15 protein-coding genes are annotated in these 20,402 nt (G+C 68.5%); 5 read left to right on the forward strand and 10 right to left on the reverse strand.

The features are described 5' to 3' along the window. The first annotated feature begins 16 nt into the window (after positions 1-16). Both ACFWUU_RS35675 and ACFWUU_RS35680 read left to right on the forward strand, forming a co-directional pair. Positions 17-1,675, forward strand: a complete 1,659-nt coding sequence (locus tag ACFWUU_RS35675; protein WP_380182432.1) for a PucR family transcriptional regulator — start codon at positions 17-19, stop codon at positions 1,673-1,675. Positions 1,676-1,726: 51 nt separating this feature from the next. Next, the gene (locus ACFWUU_RS35680) at positions 1,727-3,535 is read left to right on the forward strand and encodes a hypothetical protein (protein WP_380182434.1); all 1,809 of its coding nucleotides are present in this window, start codon (positions 1,727-1,729) and stop codon (positions 3,533-3,535) included. A 321-nt stretch (positions 3,536-3,856) separates the two neighbouring features. Here ACFWUU_RS35680 and ACFWUU_RS35685 read toward each other — a convergent pair whose 3' ends face one another. The 3 genes from ACFWUU_RS35685 to ACFWUU_RS35695 all read right to left on the reverse strand — a co-directional run bounded on the left by ACFWUU_RS35685 (position 3,857) and on the right by ACFWUU_RS35695 (position 6,514). Next, on the reverse strand, positions 3,857-4,666 hold the full coding sequence (locus ACFWUU_RS35685; RefSeq protein WP_380182436.1) for an NAD-dependent epimerase/dehydratase family protein: 810 nt from the start codon (positions 4,664-4,666) through the stop codon (positions 3,857-3,859). Between the two features lie 100 nt (positions 4,667-4,766). Further along, positions 4,767-5,714 carry an electron transfer flavoprotein subunit alpha/FixB family protein gene (locus ACFWUU_RS35690; RefSeq protein ID WP_137259369.1) on the reverse strand — a complete coding sequence of 316 codons (948 nt, stop codon included), beginning with the start codon at positions 5,712-5,714 and terminating at the stop codon, positions 4,767-4,769. 17 nt (positions 5,715-5,731) lie between these two features. Next, positions 5,732-6,514: an electron transfer flavoprotein subunit beta/FixA family protein gene (locus ACFWUU_RS35695; protein WP_380182438.1), complete on the reverse strand. Its 783-nt coding sequence runs from the start codon at positions 6,512-6,514 to the stop codon at positions 5,732-5,734. A gap of 120 nt (positions 6,515-6,634) precedes the next feature. Here ACFWUU_RS35695 and ACFWUU_RS35700 point away from each other — a divergent pair, with 120 nt between their 5' ends. Further along, complete coding sequence (locus ACFWUU_RS35700; protein WP_380182440.1) at positions 6,635-7,363, forward strand: class I SAM-dependent methyltransferase; 729 nt, start codon at positions 6,635-6,637, stop codon at positions 7,361-7,363. On the opposite strand, the gene ACFWUU_RS35705 is transcribed toward ACFWUU_RS35700, so the two are convergent. From ACFWUU_RS35705 to ACFWUU_RS35730, 6 genes are all read right to left on the reverse strand, one after another. Next, the gene (locus ACFWUU_RS35705; RefSeq protein ID WP_380182442.1) at positions 7,350-8,486 is read right to left on the reverse strand and encodes a hypothetical protein; all 1,137 of its coding nucleotides are present in this window, start codon (positions 8,484-8,486) and stop codon (positions 7,350-7,352) included. The genes ACFWUU_RS35700 and ACFWUU_RS35705 overlap by 14 nt on opposite strands. Position 8,487: 1 nt before the next feature. Further along, positions 8,488-9,384 carry an acyltransferase gene (locus tag ACFWUU_RS35710; protein ID WP_380182444.1) on the reverse strand — a complete coding sequence of 299 codons (897 nt, stop codon included), beginning with the start codon at positions 9,382-9,384 and terminating at the stop codon, positions 8,488-8,490. A gap of 9 nt (positions 9,385-9,393) precedes the next feature. Further along, on the reverse strand, positions 9,394-10,338 hold the full coding sequence (locus ACFWUU_RS35715; protein ID WP_380182446.1) for a class I SAM-dependent methyltransferase: 945 nt from the start codon (positions 10,336-10,338) through the stop codon (positions 9,394-9,396). Further along, the gene (locus tag ACFWUU_RS35720) at positions 10,338-11,117 is read right to left on the reverse strand and encodes an enoyl-CoA hydratase/isomerase family protein (RefSeq protein WP_137259375.1); all 780 of its coding nucleotides are present in this window, start codon (positions 11,115-11,117) and stop codon (positions 10,338-10,340) included. Before ACFWUU_RS35720 ends, ACFWUU_RS35715 begins: the two co-directional genes overlap by 1 nt. Before the next feature lie 124 nt (positions 11,118-11,241). Beyond that, entirely contained in the window at positions 11,242-12,285 is a 1,044-nt protein-coding gene (locus ACFWUU_RS35725; protein WP_380182448.1) for a Gfo/Idh/MocA family protein, read from the reverse strand. Next, complete coding sequence (locus tag ACFWUU_RS35730) at positions 12,282-13,304, reverse strand: Gfo/Idh/MocA family protein (RefSeq protein WP_380182450.1); 1,023 nt, start codon at positions 13,302-13,304, stop codon at positions 12,282-12,284. The genes ACFWUU_RS35725 and ACFWUU_RS35730 overlap by 4 nt, the downstream gene beginning before the upstream one ends. 205 nt (positions 13,305-13,509) lie before the next feature. Between ACFWUU_RS35730 and glgX the strand changes: the two genes are divergently transcribed. Next, complete coding sequence (gene glgX / locus ACFWUU_RS35735) at positions 13,510-15,537, forward strand: glycogen debranching protein GlgX (RefSeq protein WP_380182900.1); 2,028 nt, start codon at positions 13,510-13,512, stop codon at positions 15,535-15,537. Here the strand turns inward: glgX and ACFWUU_RS35740 are convergent. After that, positions 15,534-19,814, reverse strand: a complete 4,281-nt coding sequence (locus tag ACFWUU_RS35740; protein ID WP_380182452.1) for a BTAD domain-containing putative transcriptional regulator — start codon at positions 19,812-19,814, stop codon at positions 15,534-15,536. The two genes, glgX and ACFWUU_RS35740, sit on opposite strands and share 4 nt — an antisense overlap. Before the next feature lie 174 nt (positions 19,815-19,988). Between ACFWUU_RS35740 and ACFWUU_RS35745 the strand changes: the two genes are divergently transcribed. After that, entirely contained in the window at positions 19,989-20,312 is a 324-nt protein-coding gene (locus tag ACFWUU_RS35745; RefSeq protein WP_137259380.1) for a hypothetical protein, read from the forward strand. Positions 20,313-20,402 lie beyond the last annotated feature (90 nt).

Consider the following 20,402-nt stretch of genomic DNA (forward strand, 5'->3'; position numbering starts at 1 on the left):
GGCTCGGAGGTGAGCGGTGACGAATCGACCGCGGGCAAGCCTCGGCCGGGTTCTCGACGACCTGGGCGCGACCTTGCTGGAGCTCGTACACGGTGATCCGGATGGGCCGGCGGAGATCGGCGGGATCGTCATCCACGACCCGCTCGACGAGCCCGTGCTCCCCTCGAACGCGCTCGTCCTGGGCGTCGGGCTCCACGAACCCGACCGGATCGCCGACGTACTGCGTGACCTCGGCCGCCAGCAGGCCGCCGGGCTGGTCGTCCGCTCCCCCATCGCGGCCGGTGACCTCTTGGCTGCTGCTGTGGCCGAGTCGGGCGTCGCGCTGCTGGCGTTGACTCGCGGCGCGTCGTGGGACCAGCTCGCCGTACTGCTGCGGTCTCTGCTCGCCGACGGCGATGTCGGTGAGGTGCAGACTCTGGCCGGCATGCCCTCCGGCGATCTGTTCGCGCTCGCCAACGCGACCGCCGCGCTGCTCGACGCGCCGGTCACGATCGAGGACCGCAGCTCGCGGGTGCTTGCGTTCTCGGGGCGGCAGGACGAGGCCGACAAGGCGCGGGTGGAGACGGTGCTCGGCCGTCAGGTACCGCAGCGGTACTTCCGGCTGTTGACGGAGTACGGCATCTTCCGCGAGTTGTACCGGACCGATCGGCCCGTCCACGTGCCGCCGTTGCCGGCCGCCGGCGAGACCTTCACGATCCCGCGGGTGGCGGTCGCGGTCCGCGCCGGTGACGAGATCCTCGGCTCGATCTGGGCGGCCGTGCGCGATCCGCTGACCGCCGAACGCTCCCAGGCGCTCTGCGACGCCGCGAAATTAGTTGCCTTGCACATGCTTCGCATCCGCGCCGGTGCCGACGTCGAACGCCGCCTGCGCGCCGACCTCGTCAGTACGGCGCTGGAAGGTGGCGCGGGGGCTCGCGCGGCCCTGGACCGGTTGGGCCTGGCCGGCCAGGCTGTCGTCGTACTGGCTCTGGGGATCATTCCTTCCGACTCGGACGAGTCCGTCATGGCCGACGTTGCGGGTGAGTCGCTCGTCAGCCAGGCCGGGCTGGCCGGGGAGCGTCAGCGGCTGGCCGACGCGTTCGCCATGCATCTGGGCGCTGTGCATCCGCGGGCGGCTGCTGCGTTGGTTGGGGATGTTGCTTATGGGCTGATTCCGGTGCGCCCGGACCGGTCCGACGGCGAGGAGCGCGCCGTACGGATCGGCAGGCACTTCCTCGAGCGGATCGGCGATCGCGTTGCCGCCAGCATCGGAGTCGGCCCGGTCGTCGCCGATGCAGCGCACCTACCCAACGCACGTGCGGGAGCTGACCGCGCACTTCGGGTACTGCGAACCGGCCGTGGCGAACCACGTGTCGCCCGGCTCGCGGACGTCCACGTGGACACTCTGCTGCTCGAACTGCGCGATCTGATCGAAGCGCGTGGCGACGAGCCGACCGGTCCGATCGCTCGGCTCGTTGCGTACGACCGTCAGCACAACACCGACCTGGTTGAGACGCTGCGGGCGTGGCTCGACGCCTTTGGCGACGTCGCAGCAGCTGCTGCGGCGGTCTACGTACATCCGAACACGTTCCGGTACCGCCTGCGCCGCCTGGCCGAGGTAGGCGGACTGGACCTCGACGACCCAGACTCCCGCTTCGCCGCCATGCTCCAGCTCCGCCTGGTCCCCACGACTTGATGACCCGGCGGCACGGCATCCTTCCGGAGAGCAACGGCTTCGGAGGGGACCATGACGAACTGGTGGCAGGAACAGCGGCAGAACGAGCAGCTCGAAGATCTGCAGAGCGAGATGTCGTACGCGCGGCAGCAGACCTCGCGGCTGCAGTCCCAGCTGTCCCAGATCCAGGGTGGTCTGCAGGAGCGGGTCAATCGCCTCTCCACCGCTTTCGACGCGTTCGTCGAGCTGTCCGATCTCCGCTACGAGATGGCGGGATTCCTCGAGGCAGCTGAGCTCCGGCGGTATGCGACTCGGGTGCTGACGGCTATGGCTTCCGGTACGCCGCTGCCGCCGGTTGGCGCGGCGGTCCCCCAGTACTGGCTGGGGCCGGCTACTGAGGCGCTGATCGCGGGCCAGGACGAGGCGGCGCTTGGTACGGCGATGGGGCTGGATGAGCGCCGTACGTCGACGTTCCTGGCGCTGGCGTTGGCTGCGCTCGGGCAGCGTCATCAGGTGCGGAGTGAGTGGCTGGATGTGGCGTTCGGCGCACTGGCTGCGGATGGGACGGTTACCCGGGTGCAGCGGGTGCTGTGGGCTACTGCGGCTCGGGGTGGGTTCGGGGCGGACGGGCTGGCGTTGGTGGTGAAGCGGCTGCAGTCTGCCGCGCCCCCTGCGGACGGCTGGTTGCCGAAGCTGGAGAAACGCGGCGAGGCGCCCCGCGCCTCCGGCACCCGCTTCGAAGCCGTCGCCGACCAGGAAACCGCCCGCACCCGCCTCACCCGAATCCGCAACGCCATCGAATCCATAGCCGGCAACACAGAAGCCCGCGAACCCGCTCCGACCCTCAGCTACATCTCCCCCACCACCGACTCCACGAACAACACCGACCGCCCAATCGCACCCGACAACGGACGCGACACCGGGGACGCCTCCAACCGCGACACCATCCGCGATGGCGGGCACGCCGCCAACCGCGCCCTCGACCACGACGCCACACGCGACACTGGGCACGGGCCGGTCGATGGCTCCGGGCGCCAAACCACACGAGACACCCGCCTCGACGCCGCCGGCGGGCACGGCTCGGGCCGTGGGTCCGGGCGGGGTTCCAGGCGCCCGCAGGGCGGGCGTGGTCGGGGTGCTGCGGGTGCCGGTACTGAGGGTGCGGCTGCTGCGGACAGCGCCGCGGGGTTGTTGCGGTTGTTGATCTCCGAAGGGAGTGAGTCGGAGCGTGAGTCGCTGGCACGGGTTGCCGTACTGCGTGCTCAGATCAGCGGTGCCGGTGAATCCGCCGTCGAGCGCCTCGAGGACTCGGTCGGCACAGTCGAGGAGCTGCTAGCCAACGACCTGAGTCAGACCGACGACCCACACCTGGCAGCAGCCGTACTCCGCGTCATCGGCCCGTCCGTTCTCCCGGCGATCGAAGACCTCGCGCAGGTCGCGGGCCAACCGAGCCCGACCCAGATCGACGTGACCAGCGATTCCCACACGATCGTGATCCGCCCCGACGGCCCCGACCAGCTCCAACTGAACACAGCCCTGTCCACGATCAAGCAATCCGCCGGCAGCGTCACACCTGCCAAGCTCGCCGTCCCGGCCGTACTCGTCGGCGTCGGCGCAATCGTGGCGATCGGCCTCGGCTTCGTGAACGCGATCTGGATCGTCGCCGGCCTGATCCTGATCGGCATCGGCGCCTTCCGCTACTGGAGCATCCGCACCGCCAGCAAGAACGACAAATCAGCTGCGGCCGACCGAGCCACCCGCCTCACCGACCGCTGCACCACAGCCGCCGCCCAGCTCGCCAAGCACACAAACGCCACCGAATCCCGCCAGACCGCCGTCACCACCGACCTAACCACCATCCGCCAACACCTCACCACCTAACCCGCCAAACCAGACGGATCCGGCCCCCACCAGCCCATCAGCCGCGGACAGGCGGGACCCGAGCCCATCAGCCGCGGACAGGCGGCACCCACGCCCCCTGAACTACTCCGGCAACAGGTGCAGCGGTAGGACCAGCGCACGCCCCCGACGGCTCGGCCACAGGCTCGGCGCCTGCGACCTGAAGGCTGATCACCCGCAGCGCCGCGGCTGAGCTAGTGGGCGCGCCGGGCAGCGGTAGGTCCAGCGCACGACCCCGACGGCTCGGCCACAGGCTCGGCGCCTGCGACCTGAAGGCTGATCACCCGCAGCGCCGCGGCTGAGCTAGTGGGTGCGCCAGGTGCTGTGGTGGGTCCAGCCAATGATGTCGGCGGCTCGGGTGGTGTCGAACAGGGAGGTGGTGCCCTCGAGGTTCGTGTGGATCTTGGTGTGGGGTGAGTAGGTGGCCAGGAGGTCGGTGGTGGGCTCGTGGCGGCCGGTGTCTTCGGCGGCGATGACGAGGGCGGCGTACGGCTTGTGGGTGCGGGGCTGGAGCGAGAGCGCGCAGGCGCGGGCGGCTTCGGTCAGGTCGACGTAGCCCCAGAGGTTGCGGCGGTTGTCTTCGGGTGGGGCTTCGGCGATGTACCGGCGTACCTCGTCGGGGGTAAGGATCCAGTGGAAGCGCAGGGCTGTGACCTGTACGCAGCGGCGTGCGTACGTCTGCCCCATCCGTTCGAGGACGTCCTTGGTGAGCGCGTACGGGTCGACGTACCGGAGTTCGGTGTTCTCGTCGATGGGGACGTCCGGTGTGCCGATCTCGTCGGGCGACCAGGCGGTACCGTAGATCGATCCGCTGGAGGCGAGTACCGCCGTACGGATGCCTTGTTTCCAGGCTTCTTCGAGGGCGTTGAACGTCGTGATCGTATTGATCTCGAACAGGCGGACCGGCTCGATGTTCTCGGGGCTGGCGATGGCGGCGCAGTGCACGATCGCATCAGCACCACGCAGCGAACGGGCAACTGCTTCCCGGTCCATCAGATCGACCGGGTCAGGTCCGGTGACGTCCGCCTCGATCACCTCGTGGCCGTCGGCAACCAACTGCCGACAGACCTCCGCACCCAACTTTCCTCGTGCTCCACTGACCCAGATCCGCATCTACCGCATGCTAGCCGGGCAACGGCCAAACCAACTGCCTGATGTATGCAGCTGGCCGGCTCCGCAGGAGAGCCGGCCAACTGCACCACGTACTGCGGGATCAGGACTTGCGCTTGGTGACTTCTTCGGTGGCGGTCGGGAGGACCTTGTGCAGGTCGCCGACGACGCCGAAGTCGACCAGCTCGAAGATCGGGGCCTCAGGGTCCTTGTTGACCGCGACGATCGTCTTCGAGGTCTGCATACCGGCGCGGTGCTGGATCGCACCCGAGATACCCGCCGCGACATACAGCTGCGGCGAGACCGTCTTGCCGGTCTGCCCGACCTGGTACGCGTGCGGGTACCAGCCCGAGTCCACCGCCGCGCGCGACGCACCAACGGCCGCGCCGAGCGAGTCCGCGAACGCCTCGACCGGACCGAAGTCACCACCCGTACCGCGGCCACCGGACACGATGATCGCCGCCTCGGTGAGCTCCGGACGACCCGTCGCCTCCCGCGGCTTCGACTCGGTGATCCGCGCCGTCTTCGCCGTATCGGAGATCGACACGTCGAACTCCTCGACCTCCGGCGACGTCTCGGCGGCCTCCGGCGTCGCGGCGTTCGGCTTCACCGTGATGATCGGCGTCCCGTGGGTGATCTTCGACTTGACGGTGTAGTTGCCCGCGAACACCGACTGGGTGGTGACGGGACCTTCCTGCACGTCGACGGCGTCGGTGATCAGACCCGAGTCGAGCTTGACCGCGAGCCGCGCCGCGATCTCCTTGCCCTCGGCGTTCGACGAGATCAGGATCGCCGACGGCTCGACCTTGGCCGCGACCTGCTGCAACGCCTCGGCCTTCGGCGCCACCAGGAACTGCGAGAGCTCCGGGTTCGTCAGCGCGATCACCTTGGTCGCGCCGTACTGCCCCAGGGCCGGCAGGGCATCCTGCACACCCTCGCCGATGAATACCGCGACGGGCTCGCCGAGACGGCGGGCGATCGTGAGGAGCTCGGCGGTCGTCTTGCGGACCTTGCCCGCGGCGTGGTCAACCAGAACCAGAACGTTCGACATAACTAAGACCCCGCTCCTCAGAGGAACTTGTTCGTGGACAGGAACTCGACCAGTTCGGCGGCGCCGCTGCCGTCCTCGTCGGTGACGATCGTGCCGGCGCTACGCGGCGGACGCGCGGTCACCTCGACCACCTCGGTCCACGCCGACGAGCCGCCGACCTGCTCGGGCGTCAGCTCCAGATCGGCCAGCGACCAGGTCTCGACCGGCTTCTTCTTCGCGGCCATGATCCCCTTGAACGACGGGTACCGCGGCTCGTTCGCCTGGTCGGACACCGACAGCACCAGCGGCAGCGTGCCCTCGATCGTCTCGCTCGCGGTGTCACCGTCGCGGCGGATCCGGACGGTCTGCCCGTCGACGGTCACCTCCGAGCCCAGCGTCACGGCCGGCAGCCCGAGCCGCTCCGACACCATCGCCGGGACCACACCCATGCCACCGTCGGTCGAACCCATGCCGAACACGACCAGGTCGGCCTCGAGCCTGGCCAGCGCCTTCGACAGGATCAGCGAGGTGGCGACCGCGTCCGAACCGTGGATCGCGTCGTCGACCACGTGCACGCCGGCGTCGGCGCCCATCTGCAGACCCTTCTTCACCGCGTCAGCGGCCTGCTCCGGACCAACGGTGAGAATCGTCACCTCACCGTCCCCGGACTCCTTCACGGTCAACGCGGTCTCGACGGCATACTCGTCCAGCTCGGACAGCAACCCGTCGACACCGGCACGATCCACCGTGTTGTCCTCGGAGCGGAAGCGGCGGTCCGCCGTGGCATCCGGCACGAACTTCGCGCAGACGACGATCTTCATAGCGTGTGGGACCCCTTCTGGTTAACGGTCTCTCCCAAGCCTGCCACGGATGTTACTCGCGAGAAACATAAGCACCATGCGAGTCCCATCACAGTTCCGGCCACGACTACTCTGACTCAGGTGACCGAGACGTTACCGCTCACCGGCGAGAGGACCGCACCCGGGATCTGGCACGAGAACTACTGGTTCGCGCGCCACGATGCGGCCTATCGCTGGATCACGGCCCAACTTCTGACCAAGCCGACCGGCCGGATCCTCGACGCCGGCTGCGGCGAGGGCTACGGTGCGGAGCTGCTCCGCCTGGCGGGCGCGGACTCCGTGACCGGTCTCGACTATGAACATACGACGTTGCGCCACGTCCGCCGGGTTTATCCACAGACCAATGTCGTCCGGGGCAACCTCGTCCAGACGCCGTTCGCGAACGGCGCGTTCGGCTTCGTCACCTCGCTGCAGACGATCGAGCACCTCTGGGAGCAGCCGCGGTTCATCGCGGAGTGCGCGCGCATCCTCGCGCCGGGCGGCACCGTCGTCCTGAGTACGCCGAACCGCCTGACCTTCCCGAGCGGGAACTGGTATCACACGCGCGAGCTGACCGCCGCCGAGTTCATCGAACTGCTCGAGCCGTACTTCGAGATCACGCACGCGCTCGGGCTCCACCACGGCAAGCGGCTGACGTCATGGGAGGCGCAGTACGGATCGTGTGTGGATGCTCAGCTCGCGGCCGAGCACGACCAGTGGGACGACAACCTGGCCGCGCTCGTGCGGAGTACGACGTACACAGACTTCGAGATCCGCCCAGGCGACCTGGACGGATCTCTCGATCTGATCCTGGTAGCTACGGCCGGATGATGCGCTCGACGATCTTGCCGGCGATCAGGTAGACCAGCGCCGCGATACCCCAGTTGACCAGCAGGGTGTTCTTCGCGGTTTCCAGCCGGAACAGGTCCTTGAACGGGCCGACCAGGTCATGACCGCGCTCGAGGATCCAGCGCACGATCTCGTTGCTCTGGTTGGTCTGGTCCAGCGCGGTGAACAGCGCGCCGAGTGCGAGTACGGCGGCCGCGAGCACCGCGATCAGCCAGATCAGCGAGGCGATCAGGTTCCGCAGCTTCCGGACCCCCGACCCGACCGAGGACAACGCCTGCTTGCCCTTGCCGGAACCCGACGATCCCGACGCGCCACCCCGGGCCGTCGGCGGTTTGTTGCCTGAGGCACCAGTCGGGCCGGATGGCTTCGCCACCGGTTTGACCGCCGCGGTCGCCGAAGTGGTTCCGGTCGCGGCTTTGTCCTTGGTCTCGGCCGGCTGCTCGGGTGCGGCATCCTCCGAGGCGGCCGCACCCGACGGGGCCTCGGCCGCCGCCTTCTCCCGCGCACGCTGTTCCGCGACGATCTCCGCCGCGGTCTTCGGGCGAGCCGTCTTGGTCGCCGTCGCCGTACCCGAGCCGGTCGCCGCGCCCGCTCCACCGGTCGCGTCAGCGCTCAGATCAGCGCTCACCTCGGATCCCGTACCGGCATCCTTGTCCGGCGTCGCGCCGGCCGTGCCCTTCTCGTCCTGCGTACCCACGTCGTCCATCTCCTCAGCCGGGGTCCGTTCCTCGTCCGTGGCCACCTTGCCGGTGGTCACCTCGGTCGCTGCGGCCGGCGGTCTCCTCCGCCGACTGACCGGGACCGGGCGCGGTGACAGCCGGCGGCGGGCACCCGCTACCGGTGCCGGTTCCGCAGTACTGCCGTCCGCTGCCTGTGCTTCGGTGTTCATCCGTCCGTTCACGCCCATGTCTGGTTCGTTTGTTTCAAGCACTGGTTCCAACGTAGCGCCGGCAGGTGCTGACTGCTGCACGACGACCGGTACGACGATCGGCACCGGGTCGACCGCACGCGTCCTGGCCTGTGTGATCGAGTCGTCGGCCGCGGCCTGGTCGAGCAACGACCGGGCGGCCGGATCGGCCGGATCGATCGCAGCCGGGTCCGCCACGCTACTTCTCCTCTCCGACGCTCAACCGGTCGTGGGCGTCCGACCGGACGTGGGGGCCATAGTGCCCGACTGGTGAGTAACTTGAGAACCCCTCGCGGTTCTCTTTTTCACCACCTGCTTCTACCTCATCACCACCCGCATCCGCCTCACCGACGCTCCGAGGAGCCTCCGGCGGGTTTTCAGACGGGTTCTCCGGAGCATCTTCGGCCGGTGTCGGCGTCGCTCCGGCGCGGAGTTGAGCGCTCGTCCGGTCGTTGGCCGCGGCCAGGCCGGCCAGGTACTTACGCCGCTCTGCGTTGGCAGTGAACCGGGCCGTGCGATCGGCCACCACGACGGCCGGGATCCCAACAGCCACGGAGTACGCCGGGATGTTGCCGCGGGCAACGCTATTGGCGCCGATCACGGTACCGCGGCCGATGTCGGCACCGCGGGTGACCGTCACCTTCGTGGCCAGCCAGCAGTCAGGACCGATCCGGACCGGCGACTTCACCAGCCCCTGGTCCTTGATCGGCAGGTCGAGGTCCTCGGTCTTGTGGTCGAAGTCGCAGATGTAGGTCCAGTCCGCGATCAACGTCGACGCGCCGATCTCCACATCCAGGTAGCAGTTGACCGTCACGTCGCGGGCGAACACGACCTTGTCGCCGATCCGCAACGTCCCCTCGTGCGCACGCAACCGCGTCTCGTCACCGAGGTGCACCCACTTGCCGAGAATGATCCGGCCGTGACCGCGCCGCGCCACGATCTCCAGGTGCTTGCCCAGGAAAACGAAACCCTCGGTGATCACCTGCGGGTGGCGCAGCTTGAACCAGGCGAACCGCCAGTAGCGCTTGAGGTAGTACGGCGTCCACGCCCGATGGCGCACCACCCAGCGCAGATTCGCCACGGACAGCAACCGCATCAACACACCCTACTGCGCTACCCCGGTAATGGAGACGTTGTAGTACAGCTCGTCCGGCACGACGGTCGACAGCACCTTGTCCACCTTCGACAGTTGCAGCCACGACTTGTACGCGAACATCCGCCAGCCGAACCCGAGCTTCTGCTCCGGTACGGCGGCCTCGAACGTCCGGATCGGCCACCCGACCCATGCCGCCAGCAACTCTTCCGTCACCGTCTTGACCTGCGAGGCACCGGCCCGCGTCGCCATCCGCGCCAGCGTGTCCGGGTCGAACGTGTGCAGGTCGACGACAGCCTCGAGCGCGGCCGCCCGCGAGGACTCGTCGAGTTCCTCCTGCGGCCGGCGCCAGTGCGCGAGCGCCGGCAGCTTGGTCACGTTCGTCGTCGCCCACCAGGTGAAGCGGGACAGTCGCCGGGCGACGAAATCGCCGTACCGCGTGGGCTCGCCGCAGATCACGAACCGGCCGCCCGGCTTGAGCACCCGCAGCATCTCGCGGAACGCCAGCTCGACGTCCGGGATGTGGTGGATGACCGCGTGCCCGATGACGAGATCGAACGTGTCGTCGTCGTACGGCAGCTTCTCCGCGTCCGCGACCTGACCCTCGATCGCGAAGCCGAGCGTCTTCGCGTTCTTCTTCGCCGCCTCGACCATGCCCGGCGAGAGGTCGGTGACGTGCGCCTCGTCGAGTACGCCGGCGAGCTTGAGGTTCAGCGTGAAGAAGCCCGTACCGGCGCCGATCTCGAGCGACTTCCCGTACGGCCAGCCGCGCGAACCGGCGACCGCGGTGAAGCGTTCGCGGGCGTAGTCGACGCAGCGTTCGTCGTACGAGATCGACCACTTCTCGTCGTACGTCGACGCTTCCCAGTCGTGGTAGAGCACCTGGGCGAGCTTGTTGTCGTTCCAGGCCGCCTCGATGTCCTCGGCGGACGCGGCGGGCTTCGAAGTAGCAGACATCACTTTCCCTTGAACTCAGCTTTGCCAGGACCGTTCTCGACGAACGACGTCATGCCGATCGCGCGGTCCTCGGTGGCGAACAGCGCGGCGAACTGCTGCCGCTCGATCTCCAGGCCGGTGGCCAGGTCGACGCCCAGTCCGGAGTCGATCGATTCCTTGGCCGCGCGCAGTGCCATCGCGGCGCCGCGGGAGAACTGCGAGGCCCAGGCAACGGCCGCGGTGTAGACCTCGGCAGCGGGTACGACCTTGTCGACCAGGCCGATGGCGAGCGACTCGGCGGCGTCGACGAAGCGGCCGGTGTAGATCAGGTCCTTGGCCTTCGACGGGCCGACCAGGCGGGACAGGCGCTGCGTGCCGCCGGCGCCGGGGATGATGCCGAGCAGGATCTCCGGCTGACCGAGCTTCGCGTCGTCGGCGGCGATCCGGTAGTCGGCACAGAGCGCGAGCTCACAGCCCCCGCCCAGCGCGTATCCGGTGATCGCGGCAACGGTCGGCTTCGGGATCGCGGCGACTGCGGAGAGCGAGGACTGCAACGGGCCGGAGCGCTTGGCCATGTCGGCGTACGACATGTCCGCCATCTCCTTGATGTCCGCGCCGGCCGCGAACACCCGCTCGCCGCCGTAGATGACTACTGCGCGTACGGCGTCGTCCTCGGCCGCTGCGGTGGCGGCGGCCCGGATCTCCTCCTGGACCTGGACGTTCAGTGCGTTCATCTTCGGCCGATCCAGCCGGATCGTCCCGACCCCATCACTCACGGTCAGATTGACGAACTCGCCCATAACCCAGCTCCTTCGCGACTACCCACGGGTCACATCTCGGGAACCGTACCGGACCACAGCAAACAACCGCACGCCGCCTCCGCTGCCTGTGGCAGCAGAGGCGGCGAGGAGAGCGGTGGTGCGACTACAGGTCTACGGCTTGGCCAGATGCCGCGGAGCGGCGGGCGGCGTCGACGATCTTGAGGGTGCGGAGGCCTACGGCGCCGTCGGGTTGGGGGATGACGGCGGGGGCGGTGCCGGCCTTGGACGGGCCTGAGGTGCGGACGGCGTCGAGGAACGTGTCGAGCATCGACTCGTCCAGGTTGCCGCCGATTCCGAGGAAGACCTCGCCGTTGGCGTCGGTACCGCCGACGTGCGGGAGGAACGGTTCGATCTCGACCGAGCCGTTGGTGCCGGTCACCTGGAGTGAGACGCCGCCCCAGGTCGGGCCGTTGTCCGGGACGCTCCAGGAGAAGTCGATAGTTGCCATCAGCCCGTTGTCGTAGTTGATCGTGACCAGACCGCCGGTCTCCACCTCCACCCCCTTGTCCTGATGCAGGATGCGGTTCGACGCGGCGTACACGCGGGTGGCGGACGCGCCGCCGGTCAGACCGTCGATCAGGTCCGCGCAGTGCACGGTGTGGTCGACCATGGCTCCCCCACCAGCCTGCTTGGCGTCAACGAACCACTGCCGCGCGGCATACGGGATCTTTCCGTTGTTGGTCCCCAGTACGGCGAACACATCGCCCAGCCGACCCGCTTCGACGTTCGCCCGCAGCTGCAGGTACGACGGCGCGAACCGGACCGGGTACGCGACCATCAGGATCACACCAGCCGCCTCGCACGCCGCGAGCATCGCCTCGCCGTCAGCGACCTCGGTGGCCAGCGGCTTCTCACACAGCACATGTGCACCGGCTGCGGCGGCCCGCTCGACCAGTGCGCGGTGGCCGGCGTTCTCGGACGTCACGATGACGGCGTCGGGTCCCCAGTCGAACAGTTCGTCGTACGTGTCGACGTACGGGATGCCGAACAGCTTGGCCAGCTCGGCGCCCCGCGGCCCCTCGTCCGGTGCGGACGCACCGTCAGGATCGGCGGACAGTACTTCGACGTCAGGCATCGCGGCCAGCAGGTGCGCGTACGACCCGGCGTGGACGTGGGCAAACGAAGCCAGAGCAACCTTCAGGGTCATGCCACTGCTCCACTCGAGACGAAGGTCTTCATGTCGATCGGCTGACCGGACTCCATCGACGCACGCGCCGCCTCGGCCAGATAGACGGCGGTCGCGCCGTCGGATGCGAGCACCCGCGGCTCCGGTCCACCGCGCAGCCCGATGGCCAGCTCACGCAGCTGCGTCAGGTAGGGGCTCTCCCCCAGCGTCGACGCCGGAATCAGCAGGTCGCCGCCGGCACCGCCGTTCTGCAGCTCCTCCTTGTACCCGGTGTCGCCCTCCGACGTGAACTTCAGTATGCCGGTGGACCCCGCCACCTGGAACCCGGTCTGGAACGTCGTACCCGTCGCACCCCAGGTCGCCCGGCAGTGGCTGATCGCACCGGACTCGTGCGTGAGCGTGACATGCGCCGCCACGTTGACCGGGCTGATCCCGTCGACCGTCGGCGGGTTCTGCGCGGCGTACACCGTCGTCACCTCGCCGCACAGCCAACGTGCCTGGTCGAGGTCGTGCACCATCAGGTCCATGATCACACCGCCGGAGTGGGCCACGTCGCGGTACCAGCCGGCACCCGCGGGCGAGGACGCCTGCCGGTAGAACCGTGCCACCGCGACCTCACCGATCCGCCCGGCCTGGATCGCGTCGTACGCCGCCTTGTACTCCGGGAAGAACCGCACCACGTGCGCCGGGTACAACCGGACGCCGGCCGCGCGGGCCGCGTCGATCACCTCGTGCGAGTCCGCCGCGGTCAGCGTCAGCGGCTTCTCGCAGATCACGTTCTTGCCCGCCTTGATCGCGGCCAGCGTGATCTCCTTGTGCGTCGCCGACGGTGTGACGATGTCGACGAACTCGGCCTCGGCCAGGCAACCGTCCAGCGTCGCCGCGACCTCCAGCCCGTACTGCTCCGACAGTTCCTCGGCGCCCTCCAGCGAATGCACCAGGACGCGGGCCCCGAGGGCCTTCCACGCAGCCACGTGGACATGGCTGATGTTGCCCGCGCCGATCAGACCCACGGTCAGACCGGCAAGCTCTTCCGACATGAGATCCCCTACAACCCTGTGGGTAAATTAGTAACGGTCCTTGCGTATCACTGCGCACAGGCGTTCGCAACTACCGTCTCACGAACAGAAGTACCTCACTATCGAGAACTCACCCCGAACTGTGCAGAATGTGCCGGTGAAAGAAGCGACCGCCGCCCCGAGTGCTTCCGGCCCGAGCGCCGGCACTGGTCCGCGTCCGGGCGCAGTGGTCCAGACCGATGGGACCACCTTCACCCTGTGGGCCCCAGCCGCCGAACGGGTCGAACTGGCCCTGGTCGCGGACGACGGCAGCCAGCGGAACCTGGACCTTTCGCACACGGGTGAGTTCTGGACCGGGTTCGTGCCCGGCGTCGGAGCCGGCCAGCGGTACGGGTACCGCGTGCACGGCCCGTTCGACCCGTCGCACGGGCTGCGCTTCAACCCGTCGAAGCTGCTCCTCGACCCGTACGCGCGGGCGGTCGACGGCTCACTCGACTTCTCCAGCCCGCTGATCTACGACTCCTCCGACGGCGATTCCGCCGGCCACGTCCCGGTCGGTGTCGTCGTCGCGGACTCCGAGCCGCCGCCCCCGATCAGCAGGCCGGTGCACTGGGGCGAAACGGTCATCTACGAACTGCACACGAAGGGCTTCACGAAGCGGCATCCCGACGTACCTGAGCACCAACAGGGCACGTACGCCGGACTCGCGCATCCGTCGGTGATCAGGTATCTGACCGAGCTCGGCGTGACCTCGGTGGAGCTGTTGCCGATCCACCACTTCCTGACCGAGCCGTCGATCGCCGCGCGCGGCCTGCCGAACTACTGGGGCTACAACACCCTCGGCTTCTTCGCGCCGCACGCGCCATACTCGTCGTCCGGTTCGCGCGGTGAGCAGGTGGCCGAGTTCAAGGCGATGGTCGCCGCGTTCCATGCCGCGGGCATCGAAGTGATCCTCGACGTGGTCTACAACCACACCGCCGAGGGCGGGTTCGACGGTCCGACTCTGAGCTTCCGCGGGATCGACAACCGTGCCTACTACCGGCTCGCCCACGGCGCCGCGATGTACGACGTGACCGGGACCGGCAACTCTGTCGACACCTCGCACCCGCAGGTGCGGGCCCTGGTGATGGACTCGCTGCGCTACTGGGTCGAGGAGATGGGCGTCGACGGGTTCCGCTTCGACCTGGCGGTGACGCTGGTCCGGAACGAGCGGCACGAGGTCGACATCCCCGGCCATCCGTTCCTCGCCGAGGTCGCGGCCGACCCGGTGCTCGGCCGGGTGAAGCTGATCGCCGAGCCGTGGGACGTCGGCCCGTTCGGCTACCAGGTCGGCAACTTCGGCCCGCCGTGGTCGGAGTGGAACGGTAAATTCCGCGACAGCGTCCGCGACGTCTGGCGGAACACCTCCGACGGCGTGAAGGACCTCGCGTACCGGCTGTCGGGGTCGAGCGACCTGTACGGCGACGACGGGCGGTACCCGTACGCGTCGATCAACTTCGTCACCGCGCACGACGGGTTCACCCTGCGGGACCTGGTCAGCTACGACCACAAGCACAACGAGGCGAACCGCGAGGACAACCGGGACGGCACCGACGACAACCGGTCCTGGAACTGCGGCGTCGAGGGCGAGACCGACGACCGCCGCGTGATCGCGTTGCGCAAACGGCAGATGGCGAACCTGATGTCGACGCTGATCCTGTCCACCGGCGTACCGATGATCACCGCCGGCGACGAATGCGGCCGGACCCAACACGGCAACAACAACGCCTACTGCCAGGACGACGAGATCTCCTGGTTCGACTGGTCGCTCCCCGCAGCCTGGTCCGACCAGCTCGAGCTGACCAAGCAACTGATCGCCCTGCGCTCGGCCCATCCCGCGTTGCGCCAATGGCACTACTTCTCCGGCCAGCCCGTCGTCCCCGGCGGTCGCAAGGACCTGTCCTGGATCGCGCCCCACGGTGGCGAAATGACCGACGCCGACTGGTTCGACGGCAACCTCCGGACCATCGGCATGTTCCTGGCCGGCGACGCCCTGAGAGCCACCGACACCGAAGGCAACGCCCTCACCGACAGCTCATTCCTCCTGGCCCTGAACGCCACCCCCCAAACCCAGCCCGTCGTAGTCCCCGACGCCTCCTGGGCCCCGGCGTACGAGGTAGTCCTGGACACCAGCCACAGCATGGTCACCGAGGTAGAAGCCGGCGCCACCGTCCCCCTGGCCGCCCGCTGCCTGGTCCTCCTCCGCGCCCTCTAACAAGTCTTCACATACGGCCGCGCCCCGAAGTTCTCCCGCCACTCGTCGGCCGTCAACTGCCGCCCGGCCATCCGGCACGCCATCGCGATCGTGTGCTCCAGCCGGGTGTCCCAGTGATAGACGCCGTCGTCGTACGCCGCAATCGCGACGGTACGGCCGTCCGGCAGGAAATCGGCCGTGACGAGTTGCTGGTTCGGCGTCATGATCGTGCCGAGCAACGCAGCCGTCTTTCCGTCGAAGAGCGCGACGCCGCCGTCCCATCCGGACGAGACCAGCAGCGAGCTGTCCGGAGAGAACGCAATCCCATTCACCCACCCCTGGTGGACGATCCGCGGTGCGGCGAGGTTCTCGCCGGTGGTGGGATCCAGTAGCAGTACGTCTCCCTTCTCGCTGCCGACGGCCACCCGTGTCCCGTCCGGCGCGAATGTCACGATGCTGGGGACACTCATCGGGAAGGTTCCGCGTCGGACGACGCGCCCCTCCATCAGGTCTACCAACGCCCACCGATCGGACGGGGCGTCGAGACGGTCGGAGATCTTGCGGCCCCCGATCACCAGGAACGCCGACCGGTTGTCCGGGCTCGCCGACAACCACGCGATCGGTCCACCGACCTGAACGGGCTTGCCGACCGGTCGGAGCGTGGCACTGTCGAGGAGCGCGGCGAGGCCGGACTCGTCACCGACCACCAACCGGCTGCCGTCGCGTCCGCTGTAGTCGAGGTCCTGGATCTTGGCGGCCGTGACCTTCTGCCTGGCCAGGAGGTGGCCGGTGCGGGCATCCTCGACGAAGACTTCCCCGGTGGCATTGCCGAGCGCGAACCTGGCTCCGCTCGGGTGCCAGGTACCGCAACTGTTCGTCGTCTCGCCGAGGGGGATCGCGTCGAACCGGACGAGTTTTCCGGTGACGGTATCGACGAAGACGCCGGCCGGCTGGCCCGGATCGAGATAGGCGGCGTCGGAGTTGAGCAGCCGGAAATAGCTCCTCCCGCCGGGGGCGATGAAGCGGCATCCATAGGCGAAAACGGGCGCAGCCCTTTGCTCGCTCAGAAGCCGGTTGCTGCCGGTGAGATCCCAGCTCCGCAGCGCGCTGTCGCCTGCCGAGGTGTACAGCTTGTCGTCCCGCGGCCCGAAGGCGGCGGTCAAACTGTCGCGTTCGGCGATCGGGATGTTCTCGCCCGGCGCTCCACTGGCCGTGTCCCAGACCACGACCCGATAGTCGGCTCCGACCGACACCAACGACTTGCCGTCATGCGAGAAGTGGGCATTGAGCGGATTGGCCCCGTGACCGTCCATCCGGCGCAGGGTTGCGCCGGTCACCGTGTCCACCAGCACGACCTTGTCGTAGTCGCGGCCGGCGGTATCCCTCGCCTCCCCGGCGAACGCCAAGGTCTTCCCGTCCCGCGCGACATCGGCCTGGGTGAAGACGAGATCCGGTTGCGACCACAGTTGTTTGCCAGTAGCAACGTCGTACGCCGAGGCCGGCTTGCTCAGGTAGATCCGGTCGCCGGACGGGCTGAGTACTGCGTCCTGAACGGATGCGGCCGCCAGCGGCGTGATTCGCCGCACGGACGGCGCGCGGCCCGGGCTGATGTCCCAGATGAAGACGGCGCCGCTGCTGAAGTCGTTCGCGATGCCGTCGCCGTAGTACTGGATCACCGCGACGAGCGAGCGCCCGTCGCGGCTGTAGCCGACGTGCGTCGCGCGGGCAGGTGTCTTGCTGAAGCCCGGCAACCGGCGGCCGGTCGGCTTCAACGTCGCGGGATCGAGCAACACCACCGGTTCGGTGGTCGGGGGCGGCGTCCCGACGGCCAGTTCGCGATCGCCCGGGCTCAGCGCGATGGGGTCCAGGAAGTCGAGATGGTTCGCGCCACGCGATCGGTTCGGCGGCTTGTACGCAGCAACCTGTGTGCCGTTGGTCAGGTCGTAGCTGAGGACATGCCCGCTCGCGGAGTAGATGAAGGCCCGGCGACCGTCCGCACTCACCTCGAGGCCATAGGAATCCACTTTCTCGGTCTCGACCGAGGTCATCAGCTGTGGGTGTTTGGCGATCGTGGCCAGCAGGCTGGAGCGGGACTCAGGTGAGTCGTTCATGCGGACCGCGGCGATCGCGAGCAGCAGCGAGGTGTCGATGTCGGTCTCCACGACGGCCTTTGCGCCGGCCCGGCCCGCATCCGCCACGACGGCCGCTCGTTTGGCGGCGAGGGCCTGGCGGTCGGCTCGTTGAGCTTGGCCGGCCGCGAGGAATCCGGCGATCAGGGCCCCGGCGAGGAGAAAGGCGGCTGTGCCGAGCGCCGTACGGAGGCGGCGGTTGACGCGGATCTGGTGGCGCGCCTGCTCCTCGGCAGCTCGGAGTTCCGCGACCGAGAGGCGTTCGCTCGCGGTGAGGAACTCCCGCTCGGTGTCCGTGAGGTCCGGGTGTGCGTCGTCCCGCCACTGCAGCGCCTTCGCGAGCCGGACGCCGCGGTACAGCTCGCTCTCCGGACGCTCCAAGGAATCCCAGGAGTCAGCGACCTGGGTGAGATGGTGGAAGATCCGCTGACCTTCCAGGTCGTCGTCGAGCCAGCCGAGAAGGCGTGGCCAGGCTCTGGCCAGAGCTTCGTGAGCAAGCTCCACCACACCGTCGTCGCTGGTAACCAGGCGAGAACCGATGAGCAGATCGATCAGGAGTTCCGACTCGGGGCCGGTGACGACCGTACGTCGCGGCAGCCTGCTGCGAACGGGTTGGCCGTCGGGGCCGGGAGTGACCAGACGAAGCAGCAGCGCGCGGAACAACGGCCGCTGCTCCGGCGTGAGTTGTGCATAGACCCGCTCGGCGGACTGGGCCACCGCACCTTGGATGCCGCCGGATGCCTGGTAGCCCGCGACGGTCAGGGTGCGGCCTTCGCGGCGCTGCCAAGTCTCGGCGAGGACATGGGACATCAGTGGCAGGGCACCGGGCCGGCCGGCCACCTCGCTTACCAGCAGGTCGACCAGGCCCGGTTCTACGACCAGAGCGGCTTGCCGCGCGGGCTCAGTGATCGCCGTCCGCAGCTCTTCGTCGGACATGCCGGTGAGCAGGTGCAGGCCGTCTTCCAGCGTCCGGGCGAAACCGGGGTGCGTTGCGATGTCGGCCAGCCGATCGGCGCGGAACGACAGGATCAGCGACGCGCTGGTCGCGTGCGCTGTCAGGCGGGCAAGGAAGGCCTGACGTTCGCTGACGTCCTGACACACCGAGAAAACCTCTTCGCACTGATCGACAACCAGCGTCGGCGACGGTCCCTCGCCAGGCATCGCGGCGGCGAGTGCCTGCATCGGATGGAGGCCGGGCGTGATCGTCACTATCCGGCCGCCGTCCTGCTGCAAGGTTGCGGCCACACCGGCCCGGATCAGCGAGGACTTGCCGCATCCGGACGGCCCGACGACCGCGAGGATCGAGCGATCGGACAGCTTCCTGAGTCCGGCGGCGACCTCGGTGTCGCGGCCGAAGAACAGTTCGGCGTCGTTGACGTCGTACGGCTTCAGGCCTTGGTAAGGACAGCTCGCACTCGGTTCCGGCAGCGCGGCCGCTCCGAGCAGGGCCGGGTCCTGGCGCAGGATGCCCCGCTCCAGCGCGTCGATCTCCGGACTGGGGTCGAGTCCGAGCTCCCGGCCGAGCACCATCCGCAGCCGCCGGAGCGTCTCCAGCGCCTCGCCCTGCCGGCCGGTCTGGTACTGCGCTGTCGCCAGCAGAGCCCATCTCCGTTCGCGCAGTGGTGCCTCCGCGGTCAGCGCCTGCGCCTTGGCCAGCACGCCGTCCTGACCACCAGAACGCAAGGACGACTCGACGTACATCTCCTCGGCGACCTGCCGTAGCTCGGTCAGCCGGGCAGCCTCGATCCGGGCGGAGTCCCACTCCGCGACCTCGTCGAACGGTGTGCCGCGCCACAGCGTCAGTACGTCTGACAGCACCACAGCAGCACGCTCTGCCTCACCACCAGCGAGCAGCACCCCGGCCCGCCCGACGGCGCGTTCGAAGCGTTGGCTGTCTAGTTGGTCGTGCGGGATGGTCAGGCGGTAGCCGTCCGGCGATGTTTCGATCGAGTGGCTGCCGAGGACCTTGCGTAGCCGGACCACGCAGCCCTGGATGACTTTGGCCGCCGAGGCGGGCGGTCGTTCTCCCCATAAAACATCAGCTAGAACCCCAGCGCTGACAACCTCCCCCGGGTGCACTGCGAGCGCGGCCAGAACGATCCGGTCCCGCCGTGCGAGGTTCTTCCACTCCCCCTCGATGGTTAGTGGGCCGAGTACGGCGATACCCACTCTTCGACCCTCCACCCGCTGGGAACACCCGTCAAGGGCACCGGCCCCGGGCTGATACCGGGCTGATACCGGCGTCCGCCGGGCCGATACCGCCGAGCGGGACAACGGATCCAAACCTCGAGGCGCAACCGGATCGCCGACCACGGAGATCCCGCCGGAAGAGGAGAGGAAGCCATGAACACCAAGCACGCAGGTAACTCGAAGCAGTCCATGACCCGCCGACTCAGCCGGCTGGCCGCAGGCGGAGCGCTCGTCGCCGCCGCCCTGACCACAGTCGCTCCGGCGATGGCGTACCAGCCCCGGGATCCTTCCCCGCACGGTTCGTACGTGGCCCCGACCGACCCGCCGGTGCCGTCGCAGCCGCCGGCATCCGCAGAGGTCTCCGACTCGGTCGACCTGAGCTCGGCCGGGCTCGGGGTACTCGCCGGAATCGCGCTCGGGGGCGCGGGCCTCGGCATCTCGTTGGGAATCCAGCGCCGCCGCGACCGCTCCGCTTGAAACCGGAAGAGCGGGCCGGGCTCGTCGTCAGGGCCCGGCCCGCAGTTCTGAAGGTTGTTAACCTTCCGCCTGTACATTCATCGGTCACCT

The sequence above is a fragment of the Kribbella sp. NPDC058693 genome (assembly GCF_042715335.1).
GTDB classification, from domain to species: domain Bacteria; phylum Actinomycetota; class Actinomycetes; order Propionibacteriales; family Kribbellaceae; genus Kribbella; species Kribbella jiaozuonensis.